This is a genomic window from Vibrio sp. SCSIO 43135, from assembly GCF_023716665.1.
Taxonomy (GTDB): Bacteria; Pseudomonadota; Gammaproteobacteria; order Enterobacterales; family Vibrionaceae; genus Vibrio; species Vibrio paucivorans.
In genome coordinates this window covers 2,963,656-2,987,965 of the sequence record NZ_CP071859.1, presented here as the reverse complement: position 1 = coordinate 2,987,965, position 24,310 = coordinate 2,963,656, and the positions used below count along the sequence as shown (strand labels likewise).

The window sequence follows — 24,310 nt, the reverse complement described above, 5'->3', positions numbered from 1 at the left end:
CGTAAAGACCCCTTCGGGTTGTATGGTTAAGTGACTAAGCGTACACGGTGGATGCCTTGGCAGTCAGAGGCGATGAAGGACGTATTAACTTGCGATAAGCCCAGATTAGGTAGTAAAAACCACTTGAGTCTGGGATTTCCGAATGGGGAAACCCAACTGCATAAGCAGTTACTGTTAACTGAATACATAGGTTAACAGGGCGAACCCGGGGAACTGAAACATCTAAGTACCCGGAGGAGTAGAAATCAACCGAGATTCCGAAAGTAGCGGCGAGCGAAATTGGATTAGCCCTTAAGCTTTTAATGATGCAGGTGAAGAGTCTGGAAAGTCTCGCGATACAGGGTGATAGCCCCGTAACCGACACATCATAATCAGTGAAATCGAGTAGGGCGGGACACGTGATATCCTGTCTGAATATGGGGGGACCATCCTCCAAGGCTAAATACTACTGACTGACCGATAGTGAACCAGTACCGTGAGGGAAAGGCGAAAAGAACCCCTGTGAGGGGAGTGAAATAGAACCTGAAACCGTGTACGTACAAGCAGTAGGAGCACCTTCGTGGTGTGACTGCGTACCTTTTGTATAATGGGTCAGCGACTTATATTCAGTAGCAAGGTTAACCGATTAGGGGAGCCGTAGAGAAATCGAGTCTTAACTGGGCGTCGAGTTTCTGGATATAGACCCGAAACCAGGTGATCTAGCCATGGGCAGGTTGAAGGTTGAGTAACATCAACTGGAGGACCGAACCGACTAATGTTGAAAAATTAGCGGATGACTTGTGGCTAGGGGTGAAAGGCCAATCAAACCTGGAGATAGCTGGTTCTCCCCGAAATCTATTTAGGTAGAGCCTCGGACGAATACTACTGGGGGTAGAGCACTGTTAAGGCTAGGGGGTCATCCCGACTTACCAACCCTTTGCAAACTCCGAATACCAGTAAGTACTATCCGGGAGACACACGGCGGGTGCTAACGTCCGTCGTGGAGAGGGAAACAACCCAGACCGCCAGCTAAGGTCCCAAAGTATAGCTAAGTGGGAAACGATGTGGGAAGGCTTAGACAGCTAGGATGTTGGCTTAGAAGCAGCCATCATTTAAAGAAAGCGTAATAGCTCACTAGTCGAGTCGGCCTGCGCGGAAGATGTAACGGGGCTAAGCTATACACCGAAGCTGCGGCAATGCGATTTATCGCATTGGGTAGGGGAGCGTTCTGTAAGCCGTTGAAGGTGGGTTGTAAAGCCTGCTGGAGGTATCAGAAGTGCGAATGCTGACATGAGTAACGATAAAGGGGGTGAAAAACCTCCTCGCCGGAAGACCAAGGGTTCCTGTCCAACGTTAATCGGGGCAGGGTAAGTCGACCCCTAAGGCGAGGCCGAAAGGCGTAGTCGATGGGAAACGGGTTAATATTCCCGTACTTCTTACAATTGCGATGGGGGGACGGAGAAGGCTAGGTGGGCCTGGCGACGGTTGTCCAGGTTCAAGTGCGTAGGCTTAAGAGTTAGGTAAATCCGGCTCTTTTTAAGGCTGAGACACGATGTCGAGCTACTACGGTAGTGAAGTCATTGATGCCATGCTTCCAGGAAAAGCCTCTAAGCTTCAGATTGTAAGGAATCGTACCCCAAACCGACACAGGTGGTCGGGTAGAGAATACCAAGGCGCTTGAGAGAACTCGGGTGAAGGAACTAGGCAAAATGGTACCGTAACTTCGGGAGAAGGTACGCTCTTGACGGTGAAGTCCCTTGCGGATGGAGCTATTGAGAGTCGCAGATACCAGGTGGCTGCAACTGTTTATTAAAAACACAGCACTGTGCAAAATCGTAAGATGACGTATACGGTGTGACGCCTGCCCGGTGCCGGAAGGTTAATTGATGGGGTTAGACTTCGGTCGAAGCTCTTGATCGAAGCCCCGGTAAACGGCGGCCGTAACTATAACGGTCCTAAGGTAGCGAAATTCCTTGTCGGGTAAGTTCCGACCTGCACGAATGGCGTAATGATGGCCACGCTGTCTCCACCCGAGACTCAGTGAAATTGAAATCGCTGTGAAGATGCAGTGTACCCGCGGCTAGACGGAAAGACCCCGTGAACCTTTACTACAGCTTGGCACTGAACATTGAGCCTACATGTGTAGGATAGGTGGGAGGCTTTGAAGACGGTACGCCAGTATCGTTGGAGCCATCCTTGAAATACCACCCTTGTATGTTTGATGTTCTAACTTAGACCCATTATCTGGGTTGAGGACAGTGCCTGGTGGGTAGTTTGACTGGGGCGGTCTCCTCCCAAAGAGTAACGGAGGAGCACGAAGGTGGGCTAATCACGGTTGGACATCGTGAGGTTAGTGCAATGGCATAAGCCCGCTTGACTGCGAGAATGACAATTCGAGCAGGTGCGAAAGCAGGTCATAGTGATCCGGTGGTTCTGTATGGAAGGGCCATCGCTCAACGGATAAAAGGTACTCCGGGGATAACAGGCTGATACCGCCCAAGAGTTCATATCGACGGCGGTGTTTGGCACCTCGATGTCGGCTCATCACATCCTGGGGCTGAAGTCGGTCCCAAGGGTATGGCTGTTCGCCATTTAAAGTGGTACGCGAGCTGGGTTTAGAACGTCGTGAGACAGTTCGGTCCCTATCTGCCGTGGGCGTTGGAAGATTGAAGGGGGCTGCTCCTAGTACGAGAGGACCGGAGTGGACGAACCTCTGGTGTTCGGGTTGTGTCGCCAGACGCATTGCCCGGTAGCTAAGTTCGGAATCGATAACCGCTGAAAGCATCTAAGCGGGAAGCGAGCCCTGAGATGAGTCTTCCCTGGCGCTTTAAGCGTCCTAAAGGGTTGTTCGAGACTAGAACGTTGATAGGCAGGGTGTGTAAGCGTTGTGAGGCGTTGAGCTAACCTGTACTAATTGCCCGTGAGGCTTAACCATACAACACCCAAGGGGTTTTGATGGACTCAAATAGAACATTGAATGTGTATAACTAGAGCTTAAAATCAGTTTTCCGAATTAAGAATTTGCTTGGCGACCATAGCGTTGTGGACCCACCTGATTCCATGCCGAACTCAGAAGTGAAACGCAATAGCGCCGATGGTAGTGTGGGGCTTCCCCATGTGAGAGTAGGACATCGCCAGGCTTTAAATCTCGACTTGTCTCATTGAGACGAGTCAACATAAGGTTTTGAGTAAAAAGCTTAGAATTTTATGTTGACTTTCGAAGTAGAGAGCGTATTATACGCGTCCTGCTTAGGTGCTAAGGCACTGAAAGCCAAGCTCTTTAACAATTTAAACCTATCAATCTGTGTGGGCACTCGTTGATGATAATCCAAAAGATTTATCAATGAACTGAGTGACCAAACGAGTCGTCTTTTTATTTGAAAGGACAGCTTGGCACAGTCAATTCACATTACTCTGCTTTTTATAAGCAAAGAAAATGTAATCAGTATTCATTGAGCCGAAGCTTATAGCTTCAACAAAACTTTAATTGAAGAGTTTGATCATGGCTCAGATTGAACGCTGGCGGCAGGCCTAACACATGCAAGTCGAGCGGAAACGAGTTAACTGAACCTTCGGGGAACGTTAACGGCGTCGAGCGGCGGACGGGTGAGTAATGCCTAGGAAGTTGCCCAGTAGAGGGGGATAACCATTGGAAACGATGGCTAATACCGCATAACCTCTTCGGAGCAAAGCAGGGGACCTTCGGGCCTTGCGCTATTGGATACGCCTAGGTGGGATTAGCTAGTTGGTGAGGTAATGGCTCACCAAGGCGACGATCCCTAGCTGGTCTGAGAGGATGATCAGCCACACTGGAACTGAGACACGGTCCAGACTCCTACGGGAGGCAGCAGTGGGGAATATTGCACAATGGGCGAAAGCCTGATGCAGCCATGCCGCGTGTGTGAAGAAGGCCTTCGGGTTGTAAAGCACTTTCAGCAGTGAGGAAGGCATTAAGATTAATACTCTTGGTGTTTGACGTTAGCTGCAGAAGAAGCACCGGCTAACTCCGTGCCAGCAGCCGCGGTAATACGGAGGGTGCGAGCGTTAATCGGAATTACTGGGCGTAAAGCGCATGCAGGTGGTGGATTAAGTCAGATGTGAAAGCCCGGGGCTCAACCTCGGAACTGCATTTGAAACTGGTTCACTAGAGTACTGTAGAGGGGGGTAGAATTTCAGGTGTAGCGGTGAAATGCGTAGAGATCTGAAGGAATACCGGTGGCGAAGGCGGCCCCCTGGACAGATACTGACACTCAGATGCGAAAGCGTGGGGAGCAAACAGGATTAGATACCCTGGTAGTCCACGCCGTAAACGATGTCTACTTGGAGGTTGTGGCCTTGAGCCGTGGCTTTCGGAGCTAACGCGTTAAGTAGACCGCCTGGGGAGTACGGTCGCAAGATTAAAACTCAAATGAATTGACGGGGGCCCGCACAAGCGGTGGAGCATGTGGTTTAATTCGATGCAACGCGAAGAACCTTACCTACTCTTGACATCCAGAGAACTTTCCAGAGATGGATTGGTGCCTTCGGGAACTCTGAGACAGGTGCTGCATGGCTGTCGTCAGCTCGTGTTGTGAAATGTTGGGTTAAGTCCCGCAACGAGCGCAACCCTTATCCTTGTTTGCCAGCGAGTAATGTCGGGAACTCCAGGGAGACTGCCGGTGATAAACCGGAGGAAGGTGGGGACGACGTCAAGTCATCATGGCCCTTACGAGTAGGGCTACACACGTGCTACAATGGCGCATACAGAGGGCGGCGAGCCAGCGATGGTCAGCGAATCCCAAAAAGTGCGTCGTAGTCCGGATTGGAGTCTGCAACTCGACTCCATGAAGTCGGAATCGCTAGTAATCGTAGATCAGAATGCTACGGTGAATACGTTCCCGGGCCTTGTACACACCGCCCGTCACACCATGGGAGTGGGCTGCAAAAGAAGTGGGTAGTTTAACCTTCGGGAGGACGCTCACCACTTTGTGGTTCATGACTGGGGTGAAGTCGTAACAAGGTAGCCCTAGGGGAACCTGGGGCTGGATCACCTCCTTATACGATGATTATTGCGATGAGTGTTCACACAGATTGATATGGTTTAAGAAGTTTAAGAGATAGAGATGTCCCCCAAGACATTTCGCACTAGTGTCCCGTTCGTCTAGAGGCCTAGGACACCGCCCTTTCACGGCGGTAACAGGGGTTCGACTCCCCTACGGGATACCATTGGGTCGTTAGCTCAGTTGGTAGAGCAGTTGACTTTTAATCAATTGGTCGCAGGTTCGAATCCTGCACGACCCACCATTCTTTCTCCACGAAGGAATTAAAACTTTTAGTGGGCGATTAGCTCAGTTGGGAGAGCACCTGCCTTACAAGCAGGGGGTCACTGGTTCGAGCCCGGTATCGCCCACCATTCTCTAAATATTTTTGGAAATTCATTGTCCAAACCACAACAAAATATTGCTGATGGTTCGGATTTTTGACGCCTCCGAAAGTCTTTAGAAAATGTTCTCTAACGAGAAACATGCTCTTTAACAATTTGGAAAGCTGACAGATAACAATTTGATTGATTGTTATCTAAATAAAAGTTCTCAAATCCTATGTCTCTTAGAGATGTAGGTACCAACACACATTCAAGTGTTCTTGGGAATAACTTTCGAGTTATTCATATTTGAGTCCGGCAAAATCGAATGTCTCTCGCTCATTCAAATAATGAGAGACAACACCTTGGTTGTTTGCCATACGTAAAGACCCCTTCGGGTTGTATGGTTAAGTGACTAAGCGTACACGGTGGATGCCTTGGCAGTCAGAGGCGATGAAGGACGTATTAACTTGCGATAAGCCCAGATTAGGTAGTAAAAACCACTTGAGTCTGGGATTTCCGAATGGGGAAACCCAACTGCATAAGCAGTTACTGTTAACTGAATACATAGGTTAACAGGGCGAACCCGGGGAACTGAAACATCTAAGTACCCGGAGGAGTAGAAATCAACCGAGATTCCGAAAGTAGCGGCGAGCGAAATTGGATTAGCCCTTAAGCTTTTAATGATGCAGGTGAAGAGTCTGGAAAGTCTCGCGATACAGGGTGATAGCCCCGTAACCGACACATCATAATCAGTGAAATCGAGTAGGGCGGGACACGTGATATCCTGTCTGAATATGGGGGGACCATCCTCCAAGGCTAAATACTACTGACTGACCGATAGTGAACCAGTACCGTGAGGGAAAGGCGAAAAGAACCCCTGTGAGGGGAGTGAAATAGAACCTGAAACCGTGTACGTACAAGCAGTAGGAGCACCTTCGTGGTGTGACTGCGTACCTTTTGTATAATGGGTCAGCGACTTATATTCAGTAGCAAGGTTAACCGATTAGGGGAGCCGTAGAGAAATCGAGTCTTAACTGGGCGTCGAGTTTCTGGATATAGACCCGAAACCAGGTGATCTAGCCATGGGCAGGTTGAAGGTTGAGTAACATCAACTGGAGGACCGAACCGACTAATGTTGAAAAATTAGCGGATGACTTGTGGCTAGGGGTGAAAGGCCAATCAAACCTGGAGATAGCTGGTTCTCCCCGAAATCTATTTAGGTAGAGCCTCGGACGAATACTACTGGGGGTAGAGCACTGTTAAGGCTAGGGGGTCATCCCGACTTACCAACCCTTTGCAAACTCCGAATACCAGTAAGTACTATCCGGGAGACACACGGCGGGTGCTAACGTCCGTCGTGGAGAGGGAAACAACCCAGACCGCCAGCTAAGGTCCCAAAGTATAGCTAAGTGGGAAACGATGTGGGAAGGCTTAGACAGCTAGGATGTTGGCTTAGAAGCAGCCATCATTTAAAGAAAGCGTAATAGCTCACTAGTCGAGTCGGCCTGCGCGGAAGATGTAACGGGGCTAAGCTATACACCGAAGCTGCGGCAATGCGATTTATCGCATTGGGTAGGGGAGCGTTCTGTAAGCCGTTGAAGGTGGGTTGTAAAGCCTGCTGGAGGTATCAGAAGTGCGAATGCTGACATGAGTAACGATAAAGGGGGTGAAAAACCTCCTCGCCGGAAGACCAAGGGTTCCTGTCCAACGTTAATCGGGGCAGGGTAAGTCGACCCCTAAGGCGAGGCCGAAAGGCGTAGTCGATGGGAAACGGGTTAATATTCCCGTACTTCTTACAATTGCGATGGGGGGACGGAGAAGGCTAGGTGGCCTGGCGACGGTTGTCCAGGTTCAAGTGCGTAGGCTTAAGAGTTAGGTAAATCCGGCTCTTTTTAAGGCTGAGACACGATGTCGAGCTACTACGGTAGTGAAGTCATTGATGCCATGCTTCCAGGAAAAGCCTCTAAGCTTCAGATTGTAAGGAATCGTACCCCAAACCGACACAGGTGGTCGGGTAGAGAATACCAAGGCGCTTGAGAGAACTCGGGTGAAGGAACTAGGCAAAATGGTACCGTAACTTCGGGAGAAGGTACGCTCTTGACGGTGAAGTCCCTTGCGGATGGAGCTATTGAGAGTCGCAGATACCAGGTGGCTGCAACTGTTTATTAAAAACACAGCACTGTGCAAAATCGTAAGATGACGTATACGGTGTGACGCCTGCCCGGTGCCGGAAGGTTAATTGATGGGGTTAGACTTCGGTCGAAGCTCTTGATCGAAGCCCCGGTAAACGGCGGCCGTAACTATAACGGTCCTAAGGTAGCGAAATTCCTTGTCGGGTAAGTTCCGACCTGCACGAATGGCGTAATGATGGCCACGCTGTCTCCACCCGAGACTCAGTGAAATTGAAATCGCTGTGAAGATGCAGTGTACCCGCGGCTAGACGGAAAGACCCCGTGAACCTTTACTACAGCTTGGCACTGAACATTGAGCCTACATGTGTAGGATAGGTGGGAGGCTTTGAAGACGGTACGCCAGTATCGTTGGAGCCATCCTTGAAATACCACCCTTGTATGTTTGATGTTCTAACTTAGACCCATTATCTGGGTTGAGGACAGTGCCTGGTGGGTAGTTTGACTGGGGCGGTCTCCTCCCAAAGAGTAACGGAGGAGCACGAAGGTGGGCTAATCACGGTTGGACATCGTGAGGTTAGTGCAATGGCATAAGCCCGCTTGACTGCGAGAATGACAATTCGAGCAGGTGCGAAAGCAGGTCATAGTGATCCGGTGGTTCTGTATGGAAGGGCCATCGCTCAACGGATAAAAGGTACTCCGGGGATAACAGGCTGATACCGCCCAAGAGTTCATATCGACGGCGGTGTTTGGCACCTCGATGTCGGCTCATCACATCCTGGGGCTGAAGTCGGTCCCAAGGGTATGGCTGTTCGCCATTTAAAGTGGTACGCGAGCTGGGTTTAGAACGTCGTGAGACAGTTCGGTCCCTATCTGCCGTGGGCGTTGGAAGATTGAAGGGGGCTGCTCCTAGTACGAGAGGACCGGAGTGGACGAACCTCTGGTGTTCGGGTTGTGTCGCCAGACGCATTGCCCGGTAGCTAAGTTCGGAATCGATAACCGCTGAAAGCATCTAAGCGGGAAGCGAGCCCTGAGATGAGTCTTCCCTGGCGCTTTAAGCGTCCTAAAGGGTTGTTCGAGACTAGAACGTTGATAGGCAGGGTGTGTAAGCGTTGTGAGGCGTTGAGCTAACCTGTACTAATTGCCCGTGAGGCTTAACCATACAACACCCAAGGGGTTTTGATGGACTCAGATAAGAACATTGAATGTAGTGTAGAACGAAACAGCTTTCCGAATTAAGAATTTGCTTGGCGACCATAGCGTTGTGGACCCACCTGATTCCATGCCGAACTCAGAAGTGAAACGCAATAGCGCCGATGGTAGTGTGGGGCTTCCCCATGTGAGAGTAGGACATCGCCAGGCTTTAAATTTTGGACACTTGCTCAGGCGAGTGATACCACTGCGGAGTGGTAGTTCAGTTGGTTAGAATACCGGCCTGTCACGCCGGGGGTCGCGGGTTCGAGTCCCGTCCACTCCGCCATTTATTTCGAGACCTCAGCAGGAATGCTGAGGTCTTTTTGTATTTGGAGCAAATAGAAGTAGCGAGTTACCAACATAGAGTTGTCACTCTGTCGGTTAGGCTATGTAGAAAAGCCCAGTCAAAAGACTGGGCTTTTTAGTGTCGAGCACTTGGTTTCCCTTATAGAGAGACCTATTCTGAAGAAGTTGATCTGTTTTATGTGGTACGGTGCTCTACTACCGTGACTTAGATTCGTCCTTTTCTAAGTATTGATGTACGTATGCCCTTATGTAGGGGACAACCTCTTGTTCGAACCAAGGGTTACGCTTGAGCCAGAGTGTATTTCTTGGGGAGGGGTGAGGCATTGGTATTTGCTTTGGTGCCCAATGCTGCCAGTTTCTAACTGTTTCAGTCAGAGTACTTGGTTTATCTGCGAGATAATAGTTTTGTGCATATTGCCCGATGAGTAGTGTCATTCCTACCTGTGGCATTAGATCTAGCAATCTCTTATGCCACAAGGGAGCACATTCGGGCCTAGGTGGAAGATCACCACTTTTGCCTTTCCCTGGGTAACAAAAACCCATGGGAACAATAGCGATCTTGCTACTGTCATAGAAGTCGCTCTTGTCTAACTGTAACCAGTTCCTTAAGCGGTCACCGCTTGGGTCATTCCATGGTATTGAAGTTTGATGGACTTTTAGCCCTGGTGCTTGACCTATGATAAGAAGTTTTGAGGTACTTGACGCTTGTACAACTGGATTTGGGCCTAAATCTAAGTGGTGTGTACAGGTTTGGCACTGTTGTATTTGGCTAAGTAACTGGTCAAGCATCAGTAACCTCGGGAAAAGTCGACCAAATTGTTGAGTTTAAAGCCGTCACGCCAACGCAGGTAGTTGTCCTTGAACTGCTCAGCAACCTGATAAGGGAAGCTACTCGCTGCAATATGCGGTGTAATAGTAATCTTTTCGTTATCCCATAGCTCTGATTCACCTTCTATTGGTTCTTTGCTAAAGACGTCCAAAAATGCGTGTGCAATATTTTGGTTCTTGATTGCGGCTAACAACCCGGCCAGATCCACAGTTTGCCCTCTACCTACGTTGAACAGTATTGCGTTATGGCAGCTATTTAGGCTTTCGAGATCAAGTAAGCCAACAGTGTCGTTGGTCGCAGGAAGTGTGTTTACGATGATATCTGCATTGGTAAGTGCTGTTGCTAACTCATGTATGTGATAGGTATCGACAAATGGAGAATCTTTGGCAGGAATACCGGTCCGATTAAGACCGATGGTTTTGATTCCAAATGCATTGGCTGTTTTCGCTAGAAAGCTGCCAATAGAGCCAGTACCCAATATCACCATTTGTTTTCCTTGCAGGGAGGAATAGCTGTGCGGCTGCCATTGTTTACTCTTTTGCTGCTCTTGATAAGTGTTGAAATGACGATAATGCGAAATAGTGTAGCCCAACACATATTCGGAGATCTGTTGACCAAAGATCCCTTTTACATTAGTGAGTTCGTAATCGTTACGCAGTTCAGGTTTCGTTAAAGCGTCAATACCAGCATACACGGATTGTAGCCACTCTAGCTGGGGAAATTCTTCTAGGTGCTTTGCTACGAGAGGAGGAGATGCTAGAAGAATCGTAGCTTGTGAGCGATCTGAGGTTATCTCTAAGTCTGGTAGAGCGTGCTTTTCTAACTCGCGGATATAAGTTTGGTCTTGCTCTGTAAGAATATAGAGCTTATGAGAGAAATTATTCATTCGCTTGCTTTTTTCCCTGTTGGTTATCAAGTACACTTCCGCTGTCTTTTTCTGCAACGATCGAGTGACTATGCTACAGAATCCTCTTCAGGTTCGTCTTGAGAAGTTTGAACCTTGGCAACAGATTACCTTTATGGCGTGCTTATGTGAGCGTATGTACCCTAACTATGCCATGTTTTGTGAGAATACAGAATTCGCAGAAGCACGTATCTACCGAGATATTCTCGATAGTGTCTGGGAACTGTTGACGGTAAAGAACGCCAAAGTAAACTTTGAGCGTCAACTTGAGAAGTTGGAAGAGATTATTCCTAGTTCTGAAGAATTCGACTTCTATGGTGTTTACCCAGCTATCGATGCGTGTGTAGGTTTGTCGACGTTACTGCATGGTTTGTTAGATCGAGATGATCTATACGAAAGCATGCAGAAAGTCAGTCAACAATCGGTAGTGACGGTCGCTCAACTAGAAGAAGCCCAAACCGGTGAAGAAGTGACTAATGATACACAGAAGTCAAATGAAGCTGTTTGTGCTGAGTGGGATGTGCAGTGGGCGATCTTTAGGCCACTACGTGAAGCGGTGGAAAGAGATATTGATTTAATCAAAGATCTTCGCCAAGAATTACGTGATGAAGCGGTCAGCAATATCGGCGTCACATTATAGAATTGAAAAGGGGAGCAGTTAGCTCCCCTTTTATTATTCTTCTTCGTCTCTACTTTCGATTACACCGTGGGTCTTCTTCCACTTTTCCCAGCGTTCGAACGCCAGTTCTTGCATATCGGTTGCTTTATCAGCTTCGTCGACGATCTCTTCACCTAGCAAATGTTCAAAGATGTCTTCGAGAGTTAGGATACCCTGAACGGTACCGTATTCATCAACCACCATAGCGAGTTGAAGGCGGTTAGTCATCATCTGATCAAAGGCTTTAGGCAGAGTTAGGTTGTTCAATAGCACATGAACAGGACGCATTACCGCACCTAGTTGTTTCTCACCGCTACCACCCTGTTGGAGCTTAAACAGCTCTAGACGGTGCACAAAGCCGATAATATTGTCTTTGCTTTGGCTGTAAACCAAAGGGCGCGAAAATGGCGTGTCGCGGTGCTCTATTAAAAACTCGTTAATGGTTGATTCTGCGTCAACACGAAACACAACAGGCCTTGGAGTCATAATTTGAGTTACTGGAATGTCCTGTAATCCTAGCAAGTTGTTTAGGATCTTAGACTCTCCATCTGCAAACTCACCACTCTCATTTGCAAGCATTGCCATCGCAGAAAGCTCATCGCGCATTTTAGGTGCTTCGTGTCCACGAGCTAGGCGTTTGGTAATTTGTTCAGAGAACCAAACAAACGGTGTTAGAGCCCAAACCATCCAACGTAGTGTTGTTGCTGCCGCTGGAGCTAGTTGGCGCCAGTATGTCGCACCGATGGTTTTTGGTACGATTTCAGACAGAACCAGAATACCCAGAGTTAGCACACCTGAGAATACACCAAGCCACTCACTACCAAATACTACGGCAGCTTGGGCACCTGCGGTCGCAGCACCGATGGTATGAGCGATAGTGTTTAGAGTAAGAATAGAAGCAAGAGGTCGGTCAATGTCTTCTTTTAGCTTGTTGAGTTTATCTGCAGCAGGGTGCCCTTTTTGGCGCATTTGCGCTAGGTAGCTAGGAGTGATACTTAGCAACACTGCTTCGAGTACTGAACAGATGAAAGATACGCCAATTGCAATCGAGACGTATATGGTTAGCAGCAACATAAATGTCCTTTAATAGGTGATACCACTACCCAATTTTGCGTTATTACTCATTTGATTTGTCAATCTTTTGTGAGTTTCGCTATACCTGTGCATTATTGGTGTGCGTATTTTGTATTCGCTGAATCCCCCGAAATATCAGGCTTCTCGGTCATTCAGTGATCATTAAATTGGGGTGATTATGAATTAAAACAAGTCATTGACTAGCCCGATTCGGTAACAAATTGTGAGTTAATGCTCATATTATGGTTAAAAGTACGTCATTAAAGCGAAAGATCAGCGACAAACCTTTGCCAGATGAGGCATTTATGCATTAGAGTGAGTTGAACTCGATAACACATAAGAAGGGAAACCTAATGAACAAGACCCAATTAATCGACTTTATCGCAGAGAAAGCAGATCTATCTAAAGCACAAGCTAAAGCTGCTCTTGAAGCTACTCTTGGCGGTGTAACTGACGCACTTAAAGAGGGTGACCAGGTTCAACTAATTGGTTTTGGTACATTCAAAGTAAACCACCGTGCAGCTCGTACAGGTCGCAACCCAAAAACTGGTGCTGAGATCCAAATCGCTGCAGCAAACGTACCTGCTTTCGTAGCGGGTAAAGCACTGAAAGATTCAGTGAAATAATTTAAACTACGCCGAGGTAATTCTATCTCGGCGTAATTTCCATTTATGAACAAAGTCTTTTTATCTTCACTAATCACTTCTCTACTCCTAGGTTGTTCTTCAACCGTCCCTAGCCCAAATTTAGATCAGTTTTCCCATTACACTGGCGGCCAGTCCATGGGAGATGCAACCAGCTTCTATTGGTATACCGAAAGGCTAACTCAGCCAAGCTCTGCGGCAGACTATGTATCGTCTGGTGATTACGGCTGGTATAAAACCGACTACCGTTGGGATGATGGTACGGTTAGAGAGATGATTCGTGAAGGTGAACAGTTAAAGCAAAACACTAAGCTTGTGCCGTATCGCGTCCATGTTCGCTTCAATAAGGAAGGAGAAGCGGTGTACCAGCAATATCGAGTGGATGGAAAGGTGCTTCCCCTCACTCAAGAGCAGCTGCTTCGTTATCAGCAAGAGGCGGATTCCATTGCGACGGTAACCAAAGAGCAAGACAGCGAAGGAATGGAGCTGATACAAGGCTACTGGGACGGCTCTAAGTTTGAGACCTGTAATGGCCAGGTGTATGACAAAATCGAGTTCAACCAAACGTTGCCGAGTTTTGTAGTAAATCGTTTAGCGGCGATTGATAGCTATGTAGCGTTTTTAGGGAAAACTCGCTTAAGTAAAGTGACAGTCGAAGAGCTATTGATGCTGGCTGATGAAGATCACGAGTGTATAGCGAAGCCTGACATGCTGAGTGAATAATTTAACATGCAATAAAAAGGCGCTATTCGACAGCGCCTTTTTTAATGTATGTAGCTTTAGAGCTTACTGTGCTTGCTGCTCACGTTCAATTGCACGGTAGCCAATGTCATTACGGTGGAACATACCATTCCAGCTCACTTGCTTAGCTAGAGCGTATGCTTTCTCCTGAGCTTCAGAAACGCTGTTACCTAGAGCTGTTGCACACAGAACACGACCACCGTTAGTGACAACTTCGCCTGCTGCGTTGTTTGCTGTACCCGCATGGAAGATTTTTTGACCTTCAACTTCGTTGGCTGGTAGTGAGATTACATCACCTTTTGCGTAGTCTGCTGGGTAACCGCCAGCTGCCAGAACAACACCGATAGAAGCGCGTGGGTCCCATTTAGACTCTGCTTCATCTAGTTTCTCGTCGATAGCCATTAGACATAGTTCAACTAAGTCAGACTCCATACGCATCATGATAGGTTGCGTTTCTGGGTCACCGAAGCGGCAGTTGTACTCGATAACTTTTGGCGTACCGTCTTTATCGATCATAAGACCAGCGTATAAGAAACCTGTGTATGGGTGACCTTCCGCATCCATGCCACGCACCGTTGGGTAGATAACCTCTTCCAAGATGCGCTCGTGGATTTCTGGAGTAACTACTGGAGCAGGAGAATAAGCACCCATGCCGCCTGTGTTAGGGCCAGTATCTTTATCGCCAACGCGTTTGTGATCTTGGCTAGTAGCCATCGGCAGAACACTTTGGCCATCAACCATCACGATGAAGCTTGCTTCTTCGCCTTCAAGGAACTCCTCGATAACCACGCGGCTGCCTGCTTCGCCAAATGCGTTGCCCGCTAGCATGTCTTTGATTGCGTCTTCTGCTTCTTCTAGAGTCATCGCAACGATAACGCCTTTACCCGCCGCAAGGCCGTCCGCTTTGACTACGATTGGAGCGCCTTGCTCACGAACGTAAGCGATAGCTGGCTCAATCTCTGTGAAGTTTGCGTAAGCACCTGTAGGGATCTTATGGCGAGCAAGGAAATCTTTAGTGAATGCTTTTGAGCCTTCTAGCTGCGCTGCTGCTTCTGTAGGACCGAAGATTGGTAGGCCAGCTTCACGGAAGGCGTCAACCACACCAATCACTAGTGGTGCCTCTGGGCCAACAATTGTTAGTTCTATTTTCTTCTCTTGCGCGAAAGCAACCAGTTCAGAAATTGCTTCAACACCAATGTTTACGTTCTCAAGCTTTGGCTCAAGCTCTGTGCCTGCGTTACCTGGCGCAACGAATACTGTTTCAACGTTTGGGTTTTGTGCTGCTTTCCAACCCAAAGCATGTTCTCTACCGCCAGCACCGATGATTAATACGTTCATGTTTCAATCCTTAAGTCTTTAATTCTTAAAAGCCCCTCAAAGTTGAGAGGCTCGATAATTACTAATCGTTTAGATAAACAGGAAATTAGTGGCGGAAGTGACGCATGCCCGTAAAGATCATCGCCATGCCGTGCTCGTCTGCTGCAGCGATAACTTCGTCATCACGCATAGAGCCGCCCGGTTGGATAACACACTTGATGCCCGCTTCTGCTGCCGCGTCGATACCGTCACGGAATGGGAAGAATGCATCGGATGCCATTACACAACCTTCAACCTGTAGACCTTCGTCTGCCGCTTTGATGCCTGCGATTTTCGCAGAGTAAACGCGGCTCATTTGACCTGCGCCTACGCCGATAGTCATGTCACCTTTCGAGTAAACGATCGCGTTAGATTTCACGTACTTCGCTACTTTCCAGCAGAATAGTGCGTCTTTTAGCTCTTCAGCGGTTGGTTGACGCTTAGAAACTACTTTAAGGTCATCTTCAGACACCATGCCTTGGTCGCGGTCTTGAACTAGTAGGCCGCCGTTAACGCGTTTCACGTCAAAGCCAGTTGTCTTAGTTGTCCACTCACCACACTCAAGTAGGCGAAGGTTTTTCTTAGCCGCTACGATTTCTACTGCTTCAGCAGAAACAGAAGGAGCAATGATAACTTCAACGAATTGGCGCTCAGTGATAGCCGTTGCTGTTGCTGCATCTAGTTCGCGGTTGAATGCGATGATGCCACCAAATGCAGACGTTGGGTCTGTTTTGAACGCACGGTCGTAAGCTTCTAGGATGTCTTTACCTAGTGCTACACCACATGGGTTAGCGTGCTTAACGATCACACATGCTGGCTCGTCGAACTCTTTCACACACTCAAGTGCTGCATCTGTGTCAGCGATGTTGTTGTAAGAAAGGGCTTTACCTTGGATTTGGCGAGCAGTAGAAACAGACGCTTCTTCAGGGTTCGCTTCAACGTAGAATGCGGCTGCTTGGTGGCTGTTCTCACCGTAGCGCATGTCTTGTTTCTTCTCGAACTGTTGGTTGAACGTGCGAGGGAATTTAGACTCTTCATCACCTTCCTTGTTCTCACCGTAAGATGGAACCATAGTGCCGAAGTAGTTAGCGATCATACCGTCGTAAGAAGCTGTGTGCTCGAATGCTGCGATAGCTAGGTCGAAACGAGTTTCTAGTGTTAGAGATTTCTCGTTCGCGTCCATTTCAGCAATAACACGGTCGTAGTCGTGAGCGTTAACAACGATAGTTACGTCTTTGTGGTTTTTAGCCGCCGAACGAACCATTGTTGGACCACCGATATCGATGTTTTCTACCGCGTCTGCAAGAGTACAACCTTCTTTAGCAACGGTTTCTGCGAATGGGTATAGGTTAACAACAACCATATCGATAGGATTGATGCCGTGAGTTTCCATCACTTCATCATCTTGACCACGACGACCTAGAACACCACCGTGAACTTTAGGGTGAAGAGTCTTAACGCGACCGTCCATCATTTCAGGGAAACCAGTGTAATCAGAGACTTCAGTTACTGAAATACCTTGTTCCGCAAGTAGGCGAGCAGTACCGCCAGTCGAAAGGATATCAACACCACGGTTAGCGAGCGCTTGGGCAAACTCAACAATACCAGTTTTGTCTGATACGCTGATTAGAGCGCGGCGAATAGGACGAGCGTTAGTCATGCTTCCATTTCCTCAATGTCACAGAGTTTATAAATAAGATAAAGATATTTGCCAAAAGTGAACTTGTTCTTACTCTTCTTGGTAGGGAGGAGTAAAATATTGGCCAGTTTTGGTAAAGACCTTTCCAGTACAATCTGGTTATAAAGTAGTCTCTGAGTTTGATGGCGCACATTCTAACTAATTTATTACAAAAAAGCTCGCGCAATCGTTTGGCATCACAAAAATATTTATGAAAAAGTCGTTATTAGCCTTAAAAAGTAACGAGATAGTTAATAAGGGAAGTTATGTTTCAGATCGGTGAATTGGCAAAGCGCTGTGGTGTGACGGCAGATACACTGCGGTTCTACGAAAAGAACCTGTTGATTCAGCCTGCCGGGCGCAGTGATTCTGGCTATCGTTTATATAATGAAGAGAACCAAAAACAGGTCAGTTTTATTTTGAAAGCAAAGGATTTAGGCCTGAGCTTGGATGAGATTAAAGAGTTGCTGGAAATTAAATTAGAAGCAACTGAGCATAGCTGCTCTGAAGTGAAATCAATCACGAGTGCTAAGCTGGCTCTGATTGATGAGAAAATCTCCGAATTGACTCGTATTCGAGGGGCGCTTAAGAAGATTAACGATGCATGTTGTGGTGCAGACAACGACGATGCCAGTCACTGTTCTATTCTAGCTGCGTTAGATGATGAGGCCTGATGCCTCATCATCTTTCCTAATTAGACTTTAAACATCCCTAGGTTAGCTTGCAGTTGCTGACCGCTGTCCATCATGTTGGAACTGGCTTGAGCGACTTGTTCTGCTTGAGAGGTAGTCTGAGCGCTATTGTCAGCAATGCTAGTCAGATTTTGGCTGATTTCATCGGTGGCCAATGTTTGCTGAGAACTTGCCTCTGCGATTTGCTCATTGAGAGATAAGATAATGTTGACCTGCTCTTCGATGGCACTGAGAGCTTGTTTCGCCAATTCGGCTTGTTCTTGGGTTTGAGCCGATTGAACTTGAGTTTGTGCCATTGATTCAGAGACTTCTTTTGCCCGTGATTGGAGGCTGGAGATAATCTGTTCTATTTCATCGGTACTTGCTTGAGTACGAGTAGCCAATGTTCTTACTTCGTCAGCGACTACTGCAAAGCCTCGTCCTTGTTCTCCTGCTCGAGCGGCCTCGATAGCAGCGTTAAGCGCCAGTAAATTCGTTTGTTCTGCAATACCTCGAATCACATCCAGTACAGTACCCACATCTTGTGAGTCTTGTGCGAGTTTATGTGTATTGGTTTCTGTTTCACTCAGCTGGCTCGATAGAGTATCGATTTGATGTGAGGCTTGAACAATGACATCTGCACCTTGCGAGCCTTTCTGACTGGCTTCCTGAGCGGCATTCGCTGCGTTTTGAGCAGCATTAGCGACTTCTTGGTTGCTGGCGTGCAGTTCATTCATTGCTGAAGCTACGGTATCTACCGCTTGTTGCTGTTGATTCGCTTTCGAAGAGCTGTCTTGTGCGACATGATTCAACTCGACAGCAGCGGAGGTGACGTTTTCGCTCACTGGGGTCATGTCGAGCACGATCGAGCGGATTTTATTGGTGAACTGGTTAAATGCGATGGCAATGTGTGAGAGTTCGTCGTTTCCTTTTTCTGACAGTTTCTTGGTGAGGTCTCCATCACCACTTGCGATGTCATTTAGGGCATCTAATGTCTCCTGACAAGGGGTGCTGATACTGCGGCTTATCCACAAGGCAAGGACAACCATAACTGAAAGAGAGATGACCAGCGCAACCATTACTAAACGTATTCTTTCCCAAACCAGTGCGTTGACGTCATCAATGTACACACCTGTGCCGATGATCCATCCCCAAGGTTTGAAAAGCTTGATGTAAGAGGTTTTCTCAACATCGGTTTCTGAACCTGGCTTCGGCCACATATAATTCACGAATCCTTGATTCTTGGCTTTAACCACGTTTACAAACTCAACAAATAGCTTCTTACCTGTTGGGTCTTTCACACCCGAGACATCTTTACCATTGAGAGCAGGCTTGATTGGGTGCATCACCATGGTTGGGTGCATGTCATTAATCCAGAAATAGTCTTTACCCTCGTAGCGCATTTTTTCTACGGCTTGTTTAGCCATCATTTGCGCCTCCTCCTGAGTCATTGCTCCGGAGACTTGTTGCTGGTGGAAGTGACTGACCATGCTGTGGGCAGACTCAACAAGATGGCGTGTCTTGAGCTGTTTGGCGGTCATCAAGTCACTTTGGTATTGGTTGATGACATACCAAAGAGGTACTAGCAGCAATGCGGTGATAAGAGCGCTCAGCAAGATGAGCCTTTTTTGAATAGACATCGAGCGCAGGCTAAATTGGTTCATAGTGCTTCCCTTTCATTGGAGTTATTTATCGGGCCACCAATAGGCTAATGTGGTCTTTATCAATAAATGTAGTGGAGAGATGACTATTTGGGTAGTGAAGAGGAAGTGGGTATTTGCTGCTTAAAGTGTGTAGGTTTTGTGGAGTAGAAGTAACCTGAGAGCATAAGCGCTAAAACAAAAAAACCGCGTACTCATCGAGCACACGGTTTAAAACACCTGAACGGAGAACTTAGATTAGTTCATGCCGTATTTTTTTAGTTTCTTACGAAGAGTACCGCGGTTGATGCCCATCATAGTTGCTGCGCGAGTTTGGTTACCGCGAGTGTACTGCATGATGGTATCTAGTAGTGGCTGTTCAACTTCAGCTAGAACTAATTCGTATAGTTCAGTTACTTCTTGGCCGTTTAATTGAGCCAAGTAGTTTTTAAGAGATGCTTTAACGGAATCACGTAGTGGCTTTTGCGTGATTTGATCCTGTGAAGTTACGGTAGTTACTGTTAAAGCTTCTGAAGTCAGATTTTGTTCGAACATATTCGGTCTAGCTCTTCTCTTAATTATGATGCAACGTTATCAAAATAACCTTCTAACGCTTCAAGTTGCAGCTCTGCTGCTTCAATAGCGTTGAAGGTACGGCGAAACTCACTCGCTTGCTCATGCTCTTTTAAGTACCAACCCACGTGCTTACGAGCAATGCGGGGGCCTAGATACTCGCCATAAAAACTATGGAGAGCGTTCACATGACCAAGCAGTATGTCTTTCACTTCCTTATAAGGAAGCTCAGGCATAGTGGTGCCGTTTTCCAAATAGTGTTGGATTTCTTGAAAAATCCACGGACGACCTTGGGCAGGGCGTCCAATCATCAAAGCGTCTGCACCGGTATAATCCAGTACATACTTCGCTTTCTCTGGGCTATCGATATCACCGTTAGCGATAACCGGAATTGAGATAGCTTGCTTCACCGCTTTGATGCTGTCGTATTCGGCCTCACCTTTGTACATACAAGCCTTTGTTCTACCGTGTAGTGCAAGTGCTTGAATGCCGCAGTCTTCGGCTAATTTAGCGATTTGGACACAGTTTTTGTTATCTGTATCCCAGCCAGTACGGGTTTTTAGTGTCACGGGGACATCTACTGCTTTGACTACAGCACGCAGAATCTGTTCAATGATTTCTGGGTACTGGAGTAGCGCAGAGCCGGCTAGCTTCTTATTCACTTTTTTTGCTGGGCAACCCATATTGATATCGATGATTTGTGCACCGTTCTCAACACTGAACTGAGCTGCGTCGGCCATAAGCTGTGGGTCAGCTCCCGCAATTTGTACAGAGCGAATGCCCGATTCGCCTTCATGCACCATGCGTTGCTTCGACTTTGACGTTTTCCATAGCTTTGGGTTTGAGGACATCATTTCACTGACGGCCATGCCCGCACCATAGCGAAGGCACAACTCTCGGAACGGTCTATCCGTAACTCCAGCCATTGGGGCTACGATTAGATTGTTCTTAAGTTGATAGTTTCCGATTTTCAAAACGTCATCACAGTTCTGTACCAGCAAGGGCGCGCATTTTACGCATTTTTTCGCTGCGTGAAAAGACTAATATTTGAGCATTTACAATTTGTTTTTGCGAATTGTTTAAATATCAATCAATTAGCGCGCAAAGTCTTGTCTAGTCTTGCTTCTGACCTGAGATACGACACCATTCGCTTTGCTCGACGATAGGGTCGAGTTGAAGCTCATCACGGTAGTAATTCGCCACATCTTCAGCTTGTGTGTCGAGTACGCCTGACATTGCGAGCACGCCTTGCGGCTTAACCAGCCCTTTAATGATGGCTGAAAGGTCACGTAATGGGCCTGCAAGGATATTGGCGACGACGACGTCTGCCAGTAAACCTTCTGGCTGATCTTGCGGTAAGAACACTTCTAGTTGCTCGACAACACCATTGCGTTGTGCGTTATCTTTAGAGGCTAGTAGAGCTTGAGGATCGATGTCGATCCCGATGACTTTTTCTGCGCCTAGCTTGATCGCAGCGATCGCAAGGATGCCAGAGCCACAACCAAAGTCGATCACCGTTTTTCCTGCTAGATCTAAGCCTTCTAGCCATTCCAAACACAATGCAGTCGTAGGGTGGGTACCTGTACCGAAAGCTAAGCCAGGATCGAGCATAACGTTCACGGCATCTGGTTCTGGTACTTCACGCCAACTTGGGCAGATCCACAGGCGCTCACCAAACTTCATTGGGTGGAAGTTTTCCATCCATTCACGTTCCCAGTCTTTATCTTCTAACTGCTCTACTTTATAGGCAAAGTTGTCATCCAACATGCCGCTGAGTTTGATCTGCTCAAGAATGAAGCCTGTATCCGCTTCTGCATCGTAGAGTGCCAGGATATCGGTATCACCCCAAAGGCGAGTTTCACCAGGGAGAGGCTCAAATACAGGTGTATCGTGGGCATCTAGGAACGTTACCGATAATGCTCCGGTCTCTTCCATTAGCATATCGCCAATTTGTTCCGCATTGGCGTTAGTCGCATTGAGTTTGATTTGAATCCAAGGCATGGTTTGTGCTCTTAAGGTGAGTAAATGAATTGGCGCAGAGTGTAGCAGAAATCTGTGGGTTTTATAGGCTAATCAATAGCCGAAAACAAAAATGCTCACCGAAGTGAGCATTTTAAATATTCGCTAGAACTGAGTTCTACTGAAGGCCGAGTTTCTTCTCTAGGTAGTGGATGTTTGCACCACCGTGTTGGAAGTTTTCGTCGTTCATGATCGACTCTTGCAGTGAAATGTTAGTCTTGATGCCTTCAACGATCATTTCACCTAGTGCGTTCTTCATGCGAGCAATGGCAACATCACGGTTCTCACCGAATGTGATCAGTTTACCGACCATTGAATCGTAGTGAGGAGGCACTGTGTAGCCAGTGTAGATGTGCGATTCCCAGCGAACACCCATACCGCCTGGAGCGTGGAAACGTTCTACTTTACCTGGAGATGGTAGGAAACGCTCTGGATCTTCTGCGTTGATACGACATTCAATCGCGTGGCCGCGTAGTTTGATGTCATCTTGCGTGAAAGATAGAGGTTGACCCGCAGCAACGCGAAGCTGCTCTTTAATTAGGTCTACGCCTGTTACCATTTCAGTTACTGGGTGCTCTACCTGAATACGAGTGTTCATTTCAATGAAGTAGAACTCACCGTTTTCGTATAGGAACTCGAACGTACCTGCGCCGCGGTAACCAATTTCAAGACATGCACGAGTACAACGTTCACCGATGTACTTACGCATTTCTTCAGTGATACCTGGTGCTGGCGCTTCTTCGACAACTTTTTGGTGACGACGCTGCATTGAACAGTCACGCTCACCTAGGTGGATAGCTCCGCCTTGGCCGTCAGCAATAACTTGAACTTCAACGTGACGTGGGTTTTCTAGGAATTTTTCCATGTAAACCATGTCGTTGTTGAATGCGGCTTTTGCTTCTGCACGTGTCATTGCAATCGCTTCAATCAGCTCGCCTTCGCTACGTACAACACGCATACCACGACCGCCACCGCCACCTGACGCTTTGATGATTACTGGGTAACCAATGCGTTTCGCGTGGGCTTTGTTCGCTTGCTCATCGTCGTCAAGCGGGCCGTCTGAACCTGGTACACAAGGTACGCCAGCTTTCTTCATCGCTGTGATTGCAGAAACTTTGTCACCCATGATGCGAATTGTATCCGCTTTTGGACCAACAAAGATAAAGCCGCTGCGTTCAACTTGCTCTGCGAAGTCAGCATTTTCAGATAGGAAACCGTAACCAGGGTGGATTGCCACCGCGCCTGTTACTTCTGCTGCTGAAATGATGCGAGGGATGTTTAGGTAGCTATCAATACCACGAGCTGGACCGATACAAATGGCTTCATCTGCCAAAAGTACGTGCTTCAGATCGCGGTCCGCTGTTGAGTGAACAGCAACGGTTTTGATGCCTAATTCTTTACATGCGCGAAGAATACGAAGTGCAATTTCACCTCGGTTCGCGATGACTAATTTATCTAGCATAAGAGAAAGCCTCTATTATTCGATAACAACTAGTGGTTGGTCGAATTCAACTGGTTGGCCGTCTTCAACTAGGATTGCAGTTACAACGCCAGATTTGTCCGCTTCGATTTGGTTCATCATTTTCATTGCTTCAACGATACATAGAGTGTCGCCAGCGCTTACTGTTTGACCAACTTCAACGAATGATTTTGCATCAGGGCTTGGAGAACGGTAGAAAGTACCAACCATTGGAGAAAGAACCTGATGACCTGCAGGAACAGCTGGTGCTGCTTCAGCTGCTGGTGCCGCCGCAGGAGCTGCTGCTGGCGCTGGAGCCGCTACAGGAGCTGGTGCTGCTGCGTATTGTACTGGTGCTACAGGAGCAGCAGTGCCGTTACGGCTGATGCGTACCGATTCTTCACCTTCAGAGATTTCTAGCTCAGCAATGCCAGACTCTTCAACTAATTCGATAAGCTTCTTGATTTTACGAATATCCATCTTTTCTTTCTCTTTTATCTTGTGAATAAGACAGCTCTTGTAGAGCTGCAGAGTGTTTAGTTACTGCGACAGTAATTAAGTTACTTGGCCTGTAGGTGTTTGACAGCAGCAGACAAAGCGAATTCATAGCCTTGAGCGCCTAAACCACAAATAACCCCCTGAGCTTTATCAGAAAGGTAGGAATGGTGGCGGAATGGCTCTCGAGCGTGCACATTGGATAAGTGCACCTCAATAAATGGGATAGCGACACCTAATAGCGCATCACGTAGCGCGACACTGGTGTGAGTAAACGCAGCTGGGTTGATGATAATAAAATCCACATTGCCGTAGGCTGCATGGATAGTTTCGATCAACTCGTATTCACGATTCGACTGTAGGTGTTGTAACTCGACATCTGCCAATTTGGCTTGTTCGGTTAGTGCTTCAATGATCTGGTCTAGCGTTTGAGAACCGTAATGTGCCGGTTCTCTTAGGCCTAAAAGGTTAAGATTTGGGCCGTTTAAGACTAGAATGCGTGATTTTGCAGACATTGTGTAGCCATCTTCCTATATCTTAAGACGAATCTGAATATTCCCATATTATTTACGAGTCGGCATGATTTTTTTGTTAAAAAATAGCCAAATTTCGGAAAT

At 47.4% G+C, this 24,310-nt stretch carries 16 protein-coding genes, 4 tRNA genes and 5 rRNA genes; 13 read left to right on the top strand and 12 right to left on the bottom strand.

Annotation, left to right across the window (positions count from 1 at the left end; all coding sequences use genetic code 11):
- Positions 1 to 24 precede the first annotated feature (24 nt).
- From J4N42_RS13365 to J4N42_RS13325, 9 genes are all read left to right on the top strand, one after another.
- Positions 25 to 2,914 (top strand): 23S ribosomal RNA (locus J4N42_RS13365).
- An 89-nt stretch (positions 2,915 to 3,003) separates the two neighbouring features.
- A 5S ribosomal RNA gene (gene rrf, locus J4N42_RS13360) occupies positions 3,004 to 3,119 on the top strand.
- Positions 3,120 to 3,463: 344 nt separating this feature from the next.
- A 16S ribosomal RNA gene (locus tag J4N42_RS13355) occupies positions 3,464 to 5,016 on the top strand.
- A 92-nt stretch (positions 5,017 to 5,108) separates the two neighbouring features.
- A tRNA-Glu gene (locus tag J4N42_RS13350) sits at positions 5,109 to 5,184 on the top strand.
- A 2-nt stretch (positions 5,185 to 5,186) separates the two neighbouring features.
- Positions 5,187 to 5,262: transfer RNA gene (locus J4N42_RS13345), tRNA-Lys, on the top strand.
- A 33-nt stretch (positions 5,263 to 5,295) separates the two neighbouring features.
- Positions 5,296 to 5,371: transfer RNA gene (locus J4N42_RS13340), tRNA-Val, on the top strand.
- Between the two features lie 354 nt (positions 5,372 to 5,725).
- A 23S ribosomal RNA gene (locus J4N42_RS13335) occupies positions 5,726 to 8,614 on the top strand.
- Between the two features lie 84 nt (positions 8,615 to 8,698).
- Positions 8,699 to 8,814, top strand: a 5S ribosomal RNA gene (gene rrf / locus J4N42_RS13330).
- Together the 16S, 23S and 5S rRNA genes with 4 tRNA genes alongside form the textbook arrangement of a ribosomal RNA operon.
- Positions 8,815 to 8,855: 41 nt before the next feature.
- A tRNA-Asp gene (locus tag J4N42_RS13325) sits at positions 8,856 to 8,932 on the top strand.
- 215 nt (positions 8,933 to 9,147) lie between these two features.
- Here J4N42_RS13325 and J4N42_RS13320 read toward each other — a convergent pair.
- Positions 9,148 to 9,741, bottom strand: a complete 594-nt coding sequence (locus J4N42_RS13320) for a uracil-DNA glycosylase family protein (RefSeq protein ID WP_252028639.1) — start codon at positions 9,739 to 9,741, stop codon at positions 9,148 to 9,150.
- On the bottom strand, positions 9,741 to 10,667 hold the full coding sequence (locus J4N42_RS13315) for a D-2-hydroxyacid dehydrogenase (RefSeq protein WP_252028637.1): 927 nt from the start codon (positions 10,665 to 10,667) through the stop codon (positions 9,741 to 9,743). Before J4N42_RS13315 ends, J4N42_RS13320 begins: the two co-directional genes overlap by 1 nt.
- A gap of 70 nt (positions 10,668 to 10,737) precedes the next feature.
- On the opposite strand from J4N42_RS13315, the gene J4N42_RS13310 reads away from it, so the two are divergent.
- Positions 10,738 to 11,325 (top strand): YjaG family protein, encoded by a 588-nt coding sequence (locus J4N42_RS13310; protein ID WP_252028636.1) that lies wholly within the window; start codon positions 10,738 to 10,740, stop codon positions 11,323 to 11,325.
- A 33-nt stretch (positions 11,326 to 11,358) separates the two neighbouring features.
- Here the strand turns inward: J4N42_RS13310 and J4N42_RS13305 are convergent, their stop codons facing one another.
- A complete protein-coding gene (locus tag J4N42_RS13305; protein WP_252028634.1) occupies positions 11,359 to 12,417 on the bottom strand; it encodes a CNNM domain-containing protein in 1,059 nt (352 codons plus the stop codon).
- A 353-nt stretch (positions 12,418 to 12,770) separates the two neighbouring features.
- On the opposite strand from J4N42_RS13305, the gene hupA reads away from it, so the two are divergent.
- Together hupA and J4N42_RS13295 are read left to right on the top strand one after the other, a co-directional pair.
- Positions 12,771 to 13,043 (top strand): nucleoid-associated protein HU-alpha, encoded by a 273-nt coding sequence (hupA, locus tag J4N42_RS13300; protein WP_252028633.1) that lies wholly within the window; start codon positions 12,771 to 12,773, stop codon positions 13,041 to 13,043.
- 45 nt (positions 13,044 to 13,088) lie between these two features.
- The gene (locus tag J4N42_RS13295) at positions 13,089 to 13,784 is read left to right on the top strand and encodes a DUF1481 domain-containing protein (RefSeq protein ID WP_252028631.1); all 696 of its coding nucleotides are present in this window, start codon (positions 13,089 to 13,091) and stop codon (positions 13,782 to 13,784) included.
- 63 nt (positions 13,785 to 13,847) lie between these two features.
- On the opposite strand, the gene purD is transcribed toward J4N42_RS13295, so the two are convergent.
- Positions 13,848 to 15,140 carry a phosphoribosylamine--glycine ligase gene (purD, locus tag J4N42_RS13290; protein ID WP_252028629.1) on the bottom strand — a complete coding sequence of 431 codons (1,293 nt, stop codon included), beginning with the start codon at positions 15,138 to 15,140 and terminating at the stop codon, positions 13,848 to 13,850.
- 85 nt (positions 15,141 to 15,225) lie between these two features.
- On the bottom strand, positions 15,226 to 16,818 hold the full coding sequence (gene purH, locus J4N42_RS13285) for a bifunctional phosphoribosylaminoimidazolecarboxamide formyltransferase/IMP cyclohydrolase (RefSeq protein ID WP_252028627.1): 1,593 nt from the start codon (positions 16,816 to 16,818) through the stop codon (positions 15,226 to 15,228).
- Between the two features lie 284 nt (positions 16,819 to 17,102).
- On the opposite strand from purH, the gene zntR reads away from it, so the two are divergent.
- On the top strand, positions 17,103 to 17,510 hold the full coding sequence (zntR, locus tag J4N42_RS13280; RefSeq protein WP_252028624.1) for a Zn(2+)-responsive transcriptional regulator: 408 nt from the start codon (positions 17,103 to 17,105) through the stop codon (positions 17,508 to 17,510).
- A 20-nt stretch (positions 17,511 to 17,530) separates the two neighbouring features.
- Here the strand turns inward: zntR and J4N42_RS13275 are convergent, their stop codons facing one another.
- The 7 genes from J4N42_RS13275 to aroQ form a co-directional block, all read right to left on the bottom strand.
- Positions 17,531 to 19,171 (bottom strand): methyl-accepting chemotaxis protein, encoded by a 1,641-nt coding sequence (locus tag J4N42_RS13275; protein WP_252028622.1) that lies wholly within the window; start codon positions 19,169 to 19,171, stop codon positions 17,531 to 17,533.
- 234 nt (positions 19,172 to 19,405) lie between these two features.
- Positions 19,406 to 19,702 carry a DNA-binding transcriptional regulator Fis gene (gene fis, locus J4N42_RS13270; RefSeq protein WP_000462885.1) on the bottom strand — a complete coding sequence of 99 codons (297 nt, stop codon included), beginning with the start codon at positions 19,700 to 19,702 and terminating at the stop codon, positions 19,406 to 19,408.
- A 23-nt stretch (positions 19,703 to 19,725) separates the two neighbouring features.
- The gene (gene dusB / locus J4N42_RS13265) at positions 19,726 to 20,694 is read right to left on the bottom strand and encodes a tRNA dihydrouridine synthase DusB (RefSeq protein WP_252028620.1); all 969 of its coding nucleotides are present in this window, start codon (positions 20,692 to 20,694) and stop codon (positions 19,726 to 19,728) included.
- Between the two features lie 139 nt (positions 20,695 to 20,833).
- The gene (gene prmA, locus J4N42_RS13260) at positions 20,834 to 21,721 is read right to left on the bottom strand and encodes a 50S ribosomal protein L11 methyltransferase (protein WP_252028618.1); all 888 of its coding nucleotides are present in this window, start codon (positions 21,719 to 21,721) and stop codon (positions 20,834 to 20,836) included.
- A 136-nt stretch (positions 21,722 to 21,857) separates the two neighbouring features.
- Positions 21,858 to 23,201, bottom strand: coding sequence for an acetyl-CoA carboxylase biotin carboxylase subunit (gene accC, locus J4N42_RS13255; RefSeq protein WP_252028616.1), 1,344 nt, complete (start codon positions 23,199 to 23,201; stop codon positions 21,858 to 21,860).
- A gap of 15 nt (positions 23,202 to 23,216) precedes the next feature.
- Positions 23,217 to 23,678 carry an acetyl-CoA carboxylase biotin carboxyl carrier protein gene (gene accB, locus J4N42_RS13250; protein WP_252028614.1) on the bottom strand — a complete coding sequence of 154 codons (462 nt, stop codon included), beginning with the start codon at positions 23,676 to 23,678 and terminating at the stop codon, positions 23,217 to 23,219.
- Between the two features lie 80 nt (positions 23,679 to 23,758).
- On the bottom strand, positions 23,759 to 24,208 hold the full coding sequence (aroQ, locus tag J4N42_RS13245) for a type II 3-dehydroquinate dehydratase (protein ID WP_252028612.1): 450 nt from the start codon (positions 24,206 to 24,208) through the stop codon (positions 23,759 to 23,761).
- Between the last annotated feature and the right edge of the window lie 102 nt (positions 24,209 to 24,310).

Excerpts from the sequence above, each read along its gene's own strand:
- J4N42_RS13320 (WP_252028639.1), bottom strand. The coding sequence starts at position 9,741 with ATGCTTGACCAGTTACTTAGCCAAATACAACAGTGCCAAACCTGTACA.
- J4N42_RS13315 (WP_252028637.1), bottom strand. The coding sequence starts at position 10,667 with ATGAATAATTTCTCTCATAAGCTCTATATTCTTACAGAGCAAGACCAA.
- J4N42_RS13310 (WP_252028636.1), top strand. The coding sequence starts at position 10,738 with ATGCTACAGAATCCTCTTCAGGTTCGTCTTGAGAAGTTTGAACCTTGG.
- J4N42_RS13305 (WP_252028634.1), bottom strand. The coding sequence starts at position 12,417 with ATGTTGCTGCTAACCATATACGTCTCGATTGCAATTGGCGTATCTTTC.
- hupA (WP_252028633.1), top strand. The coding sequence starts at position 12,771 with ATGAACAAGACCCAATTAATCGACTTTATCGCAGAGAAAGCAGATCTA.
- J4N42_RS13295 (WP_252028631.1), top strand. The coding sequence starts at position 13,089 with ATGAACAAAGTCTTTTTATCTTCACTAATCACTTCTCTACTCCTAGGT.
- purD (WP_252028629.1), bottom strand. The coding sequence starts at position 15,140 with ATGAACGTATTAATCATCGGTGCTGGCGGTAGAGAACATGCTTTGGGT.
- purH (WP_252028627.1), bottom strand. The coding sequence starts at position 16,818 with ATGACTAACGCTCGTCCTATTCGCCGCGCTCTAATCAGCGTATCAGAC.
- zntR (WP_252028624.1), top strand. The coding sequence starts at position 17,103 with ATGTTTCAGATCGGTGAATTGGCAAAGCGCTGTGGTGTGACGGCAGAT.
- J4N42_RS13275 (WP_252028622.1), bottom strand. The coding sequence starts at position 19,171 with ATGAACCAATTTAGCCTGCGCTCGATGTCTATTCAAAAAAGGCTCATC.
- fis (WP_000462885.1), bottom strand. The coding sequence starts at position 19,702 with ATGTTCGAACAAAATCTGACTTCAGAAGCTTTAACAGTAACTACCGTA.
- prmA (WP_252028618.1), bottom strand. The coding sequence starts at position 21,721 with ATGCCTTGGATTCAAATCAAACTCAATGCGACTAACGCCAATGCGGAA.
- accC (WP_252028616.1), bottom strand. The coding sequence starts at position 23,201 with ATGCTAGATAAATTAGTCATCGCGAACCGAGGTGAAATTGCACTTCGT.
- accB (WP_252028614.1), bottom strand. The coding sequence starts at position 23,678 with ATGGATATTCGTAAAATCAAGAAGCTTATCGAATTAGTTGAAGAGTCT.
- aroQ (WP_252028612.1), bottom strand. The coding sequence starts at position 24,208 with ATGTCTGCAAAATCACGCATTCTAGTCTTAAACGGCCCAAATCTTAAC.